At 73.0% G+C, this 10,798-nt stretch carries 10 protein-coding genes; 7 read left to right on the top strand and 3 right to left on the bottom strand.

Annotation, left to right across the window (positions count from 1 at the left end; genetic code table 11):
* The 3 genes from PLP61_RS10925 to PLP61_RS10915 form a co-directional block, all read left to right on the top strand.
* A partial coding sequence (locus tag PLP61_RS10925; protein WP_324502743.1) for a glutamine amidotransferase occupies positions 1-700 on the top strand: 700 nt, incomplete at its 5' end.
* A 10-nt stretch (positions 701-710) separates the two neighbouring features.
* Positions 711-2,168: a flavin-containing monooxygenase gene (locus tag PLP61_RS10920; protein WP_324502742.1), complete on the top strand. Its 1,458-nt coding sequence runs from the start codon at positions 711-713 to the stop codon at positions 2,166-2,168.
* A 48-nt stretch (positions 2,169-2,216) separates the two neighbouring features.
* The gene (locus tag PLP61_RS10915) at positions 2,217-2,903 is read left to right on the top strand and encodes a CPBP family glutamic-type intramembrane protease (RefSeq protein ID WP_324502741.1); all 687 of its coding nucleotides are present in this window, start codon (positions 2,217-2,219) and stop codon (positions 2,901-2,903) included.
* Positions 2,904-2,913: 10 nt separating this feature from the next.
* Here the strand turns inward: PLP61_RS10915 and PLP61_RS10910 are convergent, their stop codons facing one another.
* The 3 genes from PLP61_RS10910 to PLP61_RS10900 form a co-directional block, all read right to left on the bottom strand.
* A complete protein-coding gene (locus PLP61_RS10910; RefSeq protein ID WP_324502740.1) occupies positions 2,914-3,819 on the bottom strand; it encodes an NAD(P)H-binding protein in 906 nt (301 codons plus the stop codon).
* A gap of 39 nt (positions 3,820-3,858) precedes the next feature.
* Positions 3,859-4,593: a LamG-like jellyroll fold domain-containing protein gene (locus PLP61_RS10905; protein WP_324502739.1), complete on the bottom strand. Its 735-nt coding sequence runs from the start codon at positions 4,591-4,593 to the stop codon at positions 3,859-3,861.
* A 99-nt stretch (positions 4,594-4,692) separates the two neighbouring features.
* A complete protein-coding gene (locus tag PLP61_RS10900) occupies positions 4,693-5,430 on the bottom strand; it encodes a MerR family transcriptional regulator (RefSeq protein ID WP_324502738.1) in 738 nt (245 codons plus the stop codon).
* Positions 5,431-5,543: 113 nt separating this feature from the next.
* On the opposite strand from PLP61_RS10900, the gene PLP61_RS10895 reads away from it, so the two are divergent.
* The 4 genes from PLP61_RS10895 to PLP61_RS10880 all read left to right on the top strand — a co-directional run.
* On the top strand, positions 5,544-6,755 hold the full coding sequence (locus PLP61_RS10895) for an acetyl-CoA C-acetyltransferase (protein WP_324502737.1): 1,212 nt from the start codon (positions 5,544-5,546) through the stop codon (positions 6,753-6,755).
* Positions 6,756-6,834: 79 nt separating this feature from the next.
* Positions 6,835-9,036 (top strand): 3-hydroxyacyl-CoA dehydrogenase NAD-binding domain-containing protein, encoded by a 2,202-nt coding sequence (locus PLP61_RS10890; RefSeq protein WP_324502736.1) that lies wholly within the window; start codon positions 6,835-6,837, stop codon positions 9,034-9,036.
* A 114-nt stretch (positions 9,037-9,150) separates the two neighbouring features.
* Entirely contained in the window at positions 9,151-9,867 is a 717-nt protein-coding gene (locus tag PLP61_RS10885) for an ABC transporter ATP-binding protein (protein ID WP_324502735.1), read from the top strand.
* On the top strand, positions 9,842-10,798 hold a 957-nt coding region (locus PLP61_RS10880; RefSeq protein WP_324502734.1), incomplete at its 3' end, for a hypothetical protein. The genes PLP61_RS10885 and PLP61_RS10880, both read left to right, overlap by 26 nt.

The raw sequence follows: 10,798 nt of genomic DNA, 5'->3' as shown, positions 1-10,798 counted from the left end.
CCGCGACGACTTCCCTGTCGTGCGCCACGACCGCCGCCTACCACGGCCCCCCCTGCCCCGGCGCCGGCTCGAGCTCCAGCCGCTGGGCGAGGTCGACCTGGCTCGGTGGTCGGGGATCATCCTCGGCGGCGGCCCGTTCAACAACAGCGACCCCGAGGACGAGAAGACCCCGACCCAGCGCCGGGTGGAGGCCGAGCTGCGCCGGCTGGCCGAGACGGTGGTGGCCGAGGACTTCCCCTTCCTGGGTGCCTGCTACGGCATCGGCACGCTGGGCGGGCTGGCCGGTGGGATCGTGGACCGCACCTACGCCGAGCCCGTGGGGGCGGTGGAGATCCGGCTCACCGAGGAGGGGCGGGCCGACCCGCTGTTCGGCGTGCTCTCCCCGGCCTTCGAGGCCTTCCTCGGCCACAAGGAGGCAGTCCGTCGTCTCCCCGACGGGGCCGTCCTGCTGGCCACGTCCGCGAGCTGCCCCGTGCAGGGGTTCCGGCTCGGCCGCAACGTCTACGCCACCCAGTTCCACCCCGAGCTCGACGAGTCCGGGCTGCACACCCGGATCGAGGTGTACCGCCACCACGGCTACTTCCACCCCTCCGAGGTCGAGTCGCTCAAGGCGATGGCGACGCGCAGCGCGGTGTCCGAGCCGCCCCGGATGCTGACCCGCTTCGTGGAGCTGTACGCCGCCCGCCGAGCCGGTCGGTAGCCTGGCCCCGATGACCGAGCACGTGGACGTCCTGATCGTCGGCGCGGGGCTCTCCGGCATCGGGGCGGCCGCGCAGCTCACCCGCACCCAGCCCGGTCGCTCCTACGTCGTGCTGGAGGCGCGGGCCACCAGCGGCGGCACCTGGGACCTGTTCCGCTACCCGGGGATCCGCTCGGACTCCGACATGTTCACCCTCGGGTACCGGTTCCGTCCCTGGCGGGGGGAGCGGTCGCTGGCGCCGGGCGCCGCCATCCTCGACTACGTCCGGGAGACCGCGCGGGAGTACCACGTCGAGCGGCACATCCGCTACGACCACCGGGTGGTCTCCGCCGACTGGGACAGTGCGACCGCGAGGTGGCGGATCGTCGCCGAGCACGCGGGCGACCGGGTCGAGCTCACCTGCGGGTTCCTCTGGTCGTGCGCGGGCTACTACGACTACGACGCCGGCTACACCCCCGAGATGCCCGGCCTCGACCGGTTCACCGGGCCGGTGGTGCATCCGCAGCACTGGCCGCCGGACCTGGAGTACGCCGGGAAGCAGGTGCTGGTCGTCGGCTCCGGGGCGACCGCGGTCACCCTGGTCCCCGCCCTGGCCCTGGGGCTGGAGGGGCCGGCCGCCGGACACGTGACGATGCTGCAGCGCTCCCCGACGTACGTGCTCTCGCTCCCCGGCCGCGACGCGCTCGCGCAGACCGCCCGCCGCCGGCTGCCGGCGAAGGCGGCCTACCAGGTGGTCCGCTGGAAGAACATCCTCGTCTCGGCCGGGTTCTACCGGCTCGCCCGACGACGCCCCGCGCTGGTGCGCCGGATGATCCGCAAGGCCACCGTGCAGGCGCTGCCCGAGGGCTACCCCGTCGACGTGGACTTCAACCCCCGCTACGACCCGTGGGACCAGCGGCTGTGCTTCGTGCCCGACGCGGACCTCTTCCGGGCGATCTCGCAGGGCCGGGCCGACGTGGTCACCGGCACCATCGACACCTTCACCGAGGGCGGCGTCCGGCTGGCGTCGGGCCGCGAGCTGGCGGCGGACGTGGTGGTCACCGCCACGGGCCTGACGCTGGTGCCGTTCGGCAAGGTACGGCTCAGCGTCGACGGGGTGCCGGTCGACCTGTCCGCGACGATGGCCTACCGCGCCCTGATGCTCTCGGGGGTGCCCAACTTCGTCTTCACCATCGGCTACACCAACGCCTCCTGGACGCTGAAGGCGGACCTGGTGGCCGAGTTCGTCTGCCGGCTGCTCGACCACCTGGACCGGCACGGCTACCGCTCGGTGGTCCCGGTCCGCGACCCGTCGGTGGCCGAGGCGCCGTTCATGGACTTCTCCGCCGGCTACGTGCTCAGGGCGCTGGACCGGCTGCCCCGCCAGGGGTCCCGGGAGCCCTGGCGGCTGCAGCAGAGCTACCTGCACGACCGGCGTACCCTGCGGCACGCCGACCTGGACGACGCCGCGCTCGCCTTCACCCGCTGACCCCCCGGTTCCGCGAGGTCGCCGCCGCCCGGCCCGTAGAGTCGCTGCGTGCGGGAGTGGCTGCGACGGGCGCTGGTGGAGAAGGTCCCCCGCGACCACCGGGAGGCTCCCCACGAGCTGCGCCGCCGGCAACGGGTCACCCTGCTCTTCCTCGCCCTGGGCGCGGCGGTGCTCGCGATCTCGCTGCGGATCGAGCCCGGCAGCGGGTGGTTCTACCCGGCCACGCTGGCGCTGGCACTGGTGTGGACCGTCGGTGCGTTCGCCTCCGGGCCGCTGCACCTGGGCCGGATCGACCACGCCGACGGGGCGCGCCGCCCGGTGCTGACCCCCGTGGTCCTCGGGCTGCTGCTCGCCGCCCTCTTCGGCCTGGGCGGTGTCGTGGTGCGGCAGGTGCCGTTCCTGGACGAGCAGGTGCGGGCGGTGGTCGAGCACGCCGACCAGGGGGCCGGCCCGCTGATCGTGCTGGTCACGGTGGTCAACGGCATCGCCGAGGAGCTGTTCTTCCGCGGCGCGGCGTACGCCGCCACGACCCGGCACCCGGTGCCGGTCACCACGGTGGCCTACGTGCTGGCCACGATGGCGACGGGGAACGTGATGCTCGCCTTCGCGGCCGTCCTGCTCGGCACGCTCGTCGCGCTGGAGCGGCGGGCCTCGGGCGGGATCCTGGCGCCGATCCTGACCCACGTCACCTGGTCGCTCTGCATGCTCCTCGTCCTCCCGGCGCTGTTCTCCTGACCTCCTGCGCTCAGGACTCGCGGCCCTCCTCCAGGGCGCGACGCACCGCCTCGGCGTACCCGATCGGCTCACCGGGCACGATCTCGCGGATCGAGTGCTCGGTGACCACCACCTCGGTGCCCATGGAGTCGATCAGGTTGCGGCCGGTGGTGACGTCCACGTCGGTGACCAGCGCCAGCCAGTACGACGACAGCCGCGGCGTCAGAAAGGGCACCTGCAGGATGGGCTTGCGGTGCCCGTCGCGGACCTCGGCCGCGATCTGGAGCATCTCGAGGTAGGTGAGCTGGTCGGGGCCGCCGATCTCGAAGACCCGGCCCAGCGCGCGGGGCTCGTCGATGACACCGACGAGGTAGCGGACCACGTCGTCGAGGGCGATCGGCTGGGTCCGGGTCCGCACCCAGGTGGGGACCACCATCGCCGGGAGGTTCTTGACCAGCTGGCGGGTCAGCTCCCACGAGACGCCGCCGTGCCCGACCACGATCGCCGCCCGCAGCACCGTCACCGGCACCCCCGCCTCCCCCAGCAGACCCTCGACCTGGCGCCGGCTGCGCAGGTGCGGGGACAGCTGACCGTCGTCGGCGCCCAGACCGCCGAGGTAGACGATCTGGCGTACGTCGGCGTCCTTCGCCGCCTGCCCGAACGCCCGTGCGGCGGCGGCGTCCCTGCTCTCGAAGTCCCCCGAGTCCAGGGAGTGCACCAGGTACACCGCCACCTGGATCCCCTCGAGCGCCACCGCGAGCGAGTCGGGGTCGGACGCGTCGCCGTACACCGGGTCGCCCGGGCCGTCGTACTCCTCCGGGCGGCGCGTCATCGCCCGGACCCGGAACCCTCGCTCCACCAGCGCCGGGGTCAGCCGGCGGCCGATGAACCCGGTGGCTCCCGTGACCAGAACCGTGGTGTCCGCGTGCTGCGCCATGGCGCCACAGTAGGCGACGCGCTCAGCGGGCCGGCAGGATCAGCCGCGGCTCAGCTGGACGTAGTCGATCATCCCGGTGAAGTAGTCGCAGGTGGTCCTGAACTGGTCGCAGTTGATCTTGCCGCCGATGGTCATCGGGATCTTGTTGTCGATCGGGCCGGTGACCCCGGACTTGCGGCTCATGTAGACGCCGTCGACGTACATCGTCACCCTGGTGGCGCTGCGCACGCAGGTGAGCGTGTGCCAGCGCTGGTCGTTCAGGGCCACCGTGGACCGGGTCGCGACCCGGCCCACCGAGCCCTTGAACAGGCACGACGGCTTGCCCTCGGGGTTCTGGATCTTCCACTGGCCGCCGCGACTGGCCGACTGGCCCTTCTGGATGATGTTGCCGAACGGCCGGTCGGTCCGGTAGCGGATCTCCACGGTGAAGGTGTCCGACCCCGGGTCCAGCAGCGGGTTGTCGGCGACCTGGATGACGCGCTCGGGCGCCGGGGGAGGTTTCGTCGGGGAGCGGAAGGCCCAGTAGTAGCCCACGGCGCCGTCGTACTCGACGCCGGTGTCCAGGCCGGCCTGGTCCACCGGGGCGTCCAGCCCGTTCCCGGAGGAGTCCACCATCACGGTGGCCTCCGCCGGCTCGTTCATGTCGTAGCGGACCTGGACGACCGGGGCCGCCGCGGCCCGCGGCGCGCCCGTGGTCGCGGGGGCAGCCGCAGCAGGCACGGTGACCACCGCCAGCGCTCCCAGGCCGATGACCGTGCGCAGCGCGATCCCCATGTGCCGCCTCCCCCTCCGGTGCCAGCACTTCGAGTATGGTCCCGCGAGGCGCCGACGCCAATGCCAGGTGGGTCAAATCGCGGAGCGCCCGGAGAGCGCTCACCGGGTCCGGCGGGCGATCCCCTCACGCTGGGCGTCGTCCATCGCCGACTCGTACGCCGAGACCAGCTGCGCGATCGAGAGCGGCTTGAGACGCTCCACGACCTCGCGCAGGCGCGAGGGGGAGGCCCCCGACTCCTTGTACGCGGGCCAGATGGCGGTGCGGAACAGCTGGTGCAGCTCCTCGGCGACGGCGCGCCCGTGCGCGGCGTACACGGCGGCGGCGGCGCGGGCCGCGCTGAGCGGGAGGCCCAGGTCGAGCAGGCCGAGCCCGACCGAGAGCTGCGAGACCGCGACCCGGAAGCGGCCCCGGCCCACCGGCTGGACGATCCCGAGGGCCGACAGCGTCTCGAGGTCGTCCTCGGACAGCGCGCGGCCGCTGCGCGCCGTGAGCTCCGCGCTGGTCAGCTCCACGGGCATCTCGACCTGCCAGGGCGCCAGCATCGCCCGGTGCAGCGCGATGTCCTCGGGCGTGGCGCTCGACGGGATCCCGGCCAGGTAGCGCTCGATGGCCGCGAGCGTGAAGCCGTGGCTCTGCAGCTCCTGCACCAGCTCGAGGCGGGCGATGTGCTCGGCGGTGTAGTAGCCGCAGCGGCCGCGCCGCAGTGGCGGCGGTACCAGCCCGCGGGTGGTGTAGAAGCGCACCGTCCGCACGCTCAGGCCGACCCGGTGGGTGAGCTCGTCGAGAGTGAGCAGCCCGCGGCGGTCGGCGGCCTCGGGCGCGACGGGGACGGTCACGGCGGGCTCCTTCCGGCGGCCGGGACGTGACCCGCGCCACGTCCCTCGTCCTTGACGACCTTGACAGTATCGGTGTCACAATCATCCGACCAACCCCGAGGACAGGACCATCGATGGCTGAAGCGTTCGTCTACGACCACATCCGTACGCCGCGGGGCAAGGGCAAGGCGGCCGGCGCCCTGCACGAGGTGAAGCCGATCGACCTGGTCGTGGGCCTGCTGGAGGAGATCCGGACCCGCAACCCCGGGCTGGACCCGCACCGCGTGGACGACCTGGTGCTGGGCGTGGTCTCCCCGGTCGGCGACCAGGGCGCCGACATCGCGAAGACCGCCGTGCTCGCGGCGGGCTACCCCGAGACGGTGGCCGGGGTGCAGCTGAACCGCTTCTGCGCCTCGGGGCTCGAGGCGGTCAACCAGGCGGCGTCGCGGGTGCGGGGTGGCTTCGAGGACCTCATCCTGGCCGGCGGCGTGGAGTCGATGAGCCGGGTGCCGATGGGCTCCGACGGTGGCGCCTGGGCCATGGACCCCGCGACGGCGCTCGCGACCGACTTCATCCCGCAGGGCGTCAGCGCCGACCTGATCGCGACTCTCGGCGGCTGGGGGCGCTCGGACGTGGACGCCTTCGCTGCGGAGTCCCACCACCGGGCCGCCAAGGCCTGGGCCAACGGCTACTTCGCGGGTTCGGTGGTCCCGGTCACCGACCGCAACGGGCTGACCGTCCTGGACCACGACGAGCTGGTCCGGCCGGGCACCACGGTGGAGGGGCTCGCCGGGCTCAAGCCGTCCTTCGCCGACATGGGCAGCCAGGCGGGCTTCGACGACGTGGCCCTGGAGAAGTACCACTGGGTGGAGCGCATCGACCACGTCCACCACGCCGGCAACTCCTCGGGCATGGTCGACGGCGCGGCACTCATGCTGATCGGCTCCGAGGCGGTCGGGCACGAGCTGGGCCTCACGCCACGGGCGCGGATCGTCTCCGCGGCCGTGTCCGGCGCGGAGCAGACGATCATGCTCACCGGCCCGGCCCCCGCCTCCCGCAAGGCGCTGGCGAAGGCGGGCCTGGAGGCGGGCGACATCGATCTGGTCGAGATCAACGAGGCGTTCGCCGCCGTGGCCCTGCGGTTCATGAGCGACCTGGACTTCTCCCACGAGATCACCAACGTCAACGGCGGTGCCATCGCCATGGGACACCCGCTGGGCGCCACCGGCGCGATGATCCTCGGCACGCTGGTGGACGAGCTGGAGCGCCGTGACCTGCGCCGCGGGCTGGCGACGCTGTGCGTCGGCGGCGGCATGGGCATCGCCACGATCGTCGAGCGGGTCTGACCGGGCCGCGCGCCGTACTCAGGCGCAACTCAACCGGACACAGGGCGCAACTCAACACATCAACGCGACGAGGACATCGATGACCAGCAGCACGCAGACCGCCGTCCGCTACGAGCGTGACGAGGAGGGGATCGTCACCCTGACCCTGGACGACCCCACCTCCAGCGCCAACACCATGAACGAGCTCTACCAGTCCTCGATGCAGGCCGCCGTGGAGCGGCTCTACGAGGAGGTCGACTCGGTCACCGGGGTCGTGGTCGCCAGCGCGAAGAAGACCTTCTTCGCCGGGGGCAACCTCCGGCTGATGTCGCAGACGACCAAGGAGGACGCCGCCTCGGTCTTCGCCAGCACCGAGGCGATCAAGGCCACCCTGCGTCGGCTGGAGGCCTACCCCCGGCCCGTGGTGGCCGCCCTCAACGGCGCCGCGCTGGGCGGTGGGCTGGAGATCGCGCTGGCCACCAACCACCGCATCGCCGTGGACGACCCGCGGATCAAGATCGGCCTGCCCGAGGCGACCCTGGGCCTGCTGCCCGGCGGTGGAGGGGTGACCCGCACCGTGCGGATGCTCGGCCTGCAGACCGCGCTGATGGACGTGCTGCTCCAGGGGCCCCAGCTCGCCCCGGCCGCCGCGAAGGACAAGGGCCTGGTCGACGAGCTCGTCGGCAGCCAGGACGAGCTCCTCCCGGCGGCGCGGCGGTGGCTGCTTGACCACCAGGACGACCCGGACGCCGCGCGGAACCCCTGGGACCGCGCGGGCTACAAGATGCCGGGAGGCAACCCGAAGTCCCCGGCGATGGCCGCGTTCCTGCCCGCCATGCCCGCGCTGCTGCGCAAGCAGCTCAAGGGCGCCGACTACCGGGCACAGAAGGCGCTGCTCTCGGCCGCCGTCGAGGGCGCGATGGTCGACTTCGACACCGCCTCGCGGATCGAGTCGCGCTACGTGACCAGCCTGATCGTCGACCAGCAGTCCAAGAACATGATCCAGGCGTTCTTCTTCGACCTCCAGGCGCTCAGCTCGGGCTCGCTGCGCCCCCAGGGCATCGCGCCCTTCACGGCCACCAAGGTCGGCGTGCTCGGCGCCGGCATGATGGGGGCCGGGATCGCCTACGTCTGCGCCCGGGCCGGCATGCAGGTCGTGCTGAAGGACGTCGCCCTCGAGAGCGCCGAGCGGGGGAAGGGCTACACCGCGAAGCTCAACGAGAAGGCCGTCTCCCGCGGCAGGCTGACCCCGGAGAGGTCCGCGGAGCTGCTGGCCCGGATCACCCCCACGGCCGACCCGGCCGACCTGGCCGGCTGCGACCTGGTGATCGAGGCGGTCTTCGAGGACCCGGCGCTCAAGGCGGCGGTGTTCGCCGAGGTGGCGCCGCACGTCAACCCGGACGCGCTGCTGTGCTCGAACACCTCCACGCTGCCGATCACCGAGCTGGCCGCCGGGGTGGACCGCCCGGCCGACTTCATCGGCCTGCACTTCTTCTCGCCCGTGGACAAGATGCCGCTGGTGGAGATCATCCGCGGCAAGGAGTCCTCGGACGCGACCCTGGCCAAGGCCTACGACGTGGTGCAGCAGATCCGCAAGACCCCGATCGTGGTCAACGACAGCCGCGGCTTCTACACCTCGCGGGTGATCGGCACCATGGTCAACGAAGGCCTGGCGATGCTGGCCGAGGGCGTGCACCCGATGTCGCTGGAGCGGGCCGCCACGCAGGCGGGCTACCCGGTGGGCACCCTTCAGCTCTCCGACGAGCTCAACATGGAGCTGATGGTCAAGATCGCCGCGGCCACCCGGGCGGCGGTCGAGCGTGACGGCGGCAGCTATGCCCCCCACCCGGCCGAGTCCGTCATCGCCCGGATGATCGAGCTGGGCCGCCCCTCGCGGCTCAAGGGGGCCGGCTTCTACGAGTACGACGAGGCCGGGACCCGCACCCGCCTGTGGCCCGGCCTGGCCGAGGCGTTCCCGGTCGCCGCCGAGCAGCCTCCGCTCACCGACGTGAAGGACCGGCTGCTGTTCGTCGAGGCGCTGGAGACCGCCAAGTGCTTCGAGGAGGGGGTGCTCACCTCCGCCGCCGCGGCCAACATCGGCTCGATCATGGGCATCGGCTTCCCGGCCAGCACCGGCGGCGCGGCCCAGTTCATGACCGGCTACGAGTCGGCGACCGGCGAGGTCGGGCTGGCCGCCTTCGTGGCTCGCGCCGACGCGCTGGCCGAGCTCTACGGGGAGCGGTTCCGCCCGACGGCGTACCTGCGCGACCTCGTCGCGAGCGGCGGCTCATTCCCCGCCTGACCCAGGACGTCATCCGGACGGAGCCGACGTCGGCTCCGTCCGGATGTCGTGGTGAGGCGAGCCAGTCCGGGCATTCCCCGGACAGGGCGCGGCGGCACCGGTGAGACTGGGCCGGTGAGCTCGGAGCACCCCCCTGTCGTCGACGTCCGTGGCCTGCACGTGCGCTTCGGCGAGGTCGAGGCCGTCAGCGGCGTCGACCTCGCGGCGTACGCCGGCCAGGCCAGCGCTCTGCTCGGCCGCAACGGAGCCGGGAAGTCCACCACCATGCGGGTGCTGGCCGGTGTGGTGCCCCCCAGCGAGGGCACCGTCCTCGTGGACGGGCTCGACGTGCGTCAGCACACCCTGCTGGTCAAGCAGCGGATCGGCTACTGCCCCGACGTGGGCGGACTCGTGCCGAGGGCGACCCCGTGGGAGCACCTGCAGCTCTCCGCCCGCCTGCGCCGGATGACCGACTGGGAGGACCGTGCCCGCGACCTGCTGGAGCGCTTCGAGCTCGGCGACGTGGCGCACCGGGTGACCACCGGGTTCTCCCACGGCATGGGCCGCCGGCTGTCGGTGATCCTGGCCGCCTTCCACCAGCCGCGGGTGCTGCTGCTGGACGAACCCTTCGACGGGGTGGACCCGATCGGCGTGGAGGCGACCTTCGACGTGATCGCCGACGCGCGCGCCCGCGGGGCCTGCGTGCTGGTCTCGACCCACCTCCGCGAGCTGGCCATCGAGGCCTGCGGCACCGTGCTCGTGCTGCGCGGGGGGGAGCGGGTCGCCACGATGGCGGCCGGGGAGATGGCGGGGGAGGCGGGGGCCCGTGCCTACCGGGCACTTCTCGACTGAGGCGGTACGCCGCGCCGTCGTCGACGTGCGGCACCTGCTGTGGTTCCGGGCGGCGACGGTACGCCGCAAGCGGGCCGCCCGGGTCGCCGGGGTGACTTTCCTGATCCTCACCGGCGCGGTCGCGGTGGTCCCGGCGTACCTGCCCGGCGCCGGCGAGCTCGGCGACGGCACCCACGCCGTGCACTTCCTCGTCCTGCTGCCCTCGGCGCTGGCCGCCCTGCTGGTGCTGGCCGTCGTGTCGGCGGTCGCCACCGGTGGTGGCCGCGAGCTGCTGGCCCAGGAGCACGCGGTGAGCTACCCGGTGAGCCCGACGACCGACCATCTGGGCGCCCTGCTCCTGGCTCCCCTCAACATCGCCTGGCTCCTGCAGATCTGGACACTGCTGGGCGCGACGGCCTACGTGCTGGGACCGCACTGGCTGCTGGGCACCCAGCTGCTGGCGATGCTCTGGGTGACCACCGCGATCACCCTCGCCCAGATCGTGGCCTGGTCGGTGGAGGCCGTCCGCCGGAGCGAGCACGGCCAGGCCGTGGTCCGGGCCCTCGGCGTGACCGTCGGGGTGCTCGCGGTCTGGCTCCAGCTCTCGGGCAACCTGACGGTGGTGCTGGACCGGCTGCCCACGACGCTGGTCATGCTGGGCATGGTCGCCGCGCGCGAGGGTGAGGCGCTGCGGATGGTGCTCACCGGGGCGGCCCTGCTGGGTCTCACCGCGGTCGCCGCGGCGGTCGGTGCGGTTCCTGCCCACCTGGCCGCCCGCCGTACCGCCCGCGACGTCGTCCGCGCGGAGACCGGCGTCCGGCCCGCCCGGCGCATGCCGCGCTCGGACCTGCTGGCGTTGGTCCGGATCGACCGGGCCTCGGTGTGGCGGGCCGTGCCTACGCGGCGCGGCTTAATGGTCCTCGCTGTCGGCCCCGGGCTGGTCGCCCTGGCC

The sequence above is a fragment of the Nocardioides sp. genome (genome assembly GCF_035429765.1).
Classification (GTDB): Bacteria; Actinomycetota; Actinomycetes; order Propionibacteriales; family Nocardioidaceae; genus Nocardioides.
Note: the sequence above shows the minus strand (reverse complement) of the source record. Positions and strands in the feature narration are given on the sequence as shown.

Coding starts and splice junctions, on each gene's coding strand:
- PLP61_RS10920 (WP_324502742.1), top strand. CDS start 711: ATGACCGAGCACGTGGACGTCCTGATCGTCGGCGCGGGGCTCTCCGGC.
- PLP61_RS10910 (WP_324502740.1), bottom strand. CDS start 3,819: ATGGCGCAGCACGCGGACACCACGGTTCTGGTCACGGGAGCCACCGGG.
- PLP61_RS10905 (WP_324502739.1), bottom strand. CDS start 4,593: ATGGGGATCGCGCTGCGCACGGTCATCGGCCTGGGAGCGCTGGCGGTG.
- PLP61_RS10895 (WP_324502737.1), top strand. CDS start 5,544: ATGGCTGAAGCGTTCGTCTACGACCACATCCGTACGCCGCGGGGCAAG.
- PLP61_RS10890 (WP_324502736.1), top strand. CDS start 6,835: ATGACCAGCAGCACGCAGACCGCCGTCCGCTACGAGCGTGACGAGGAG.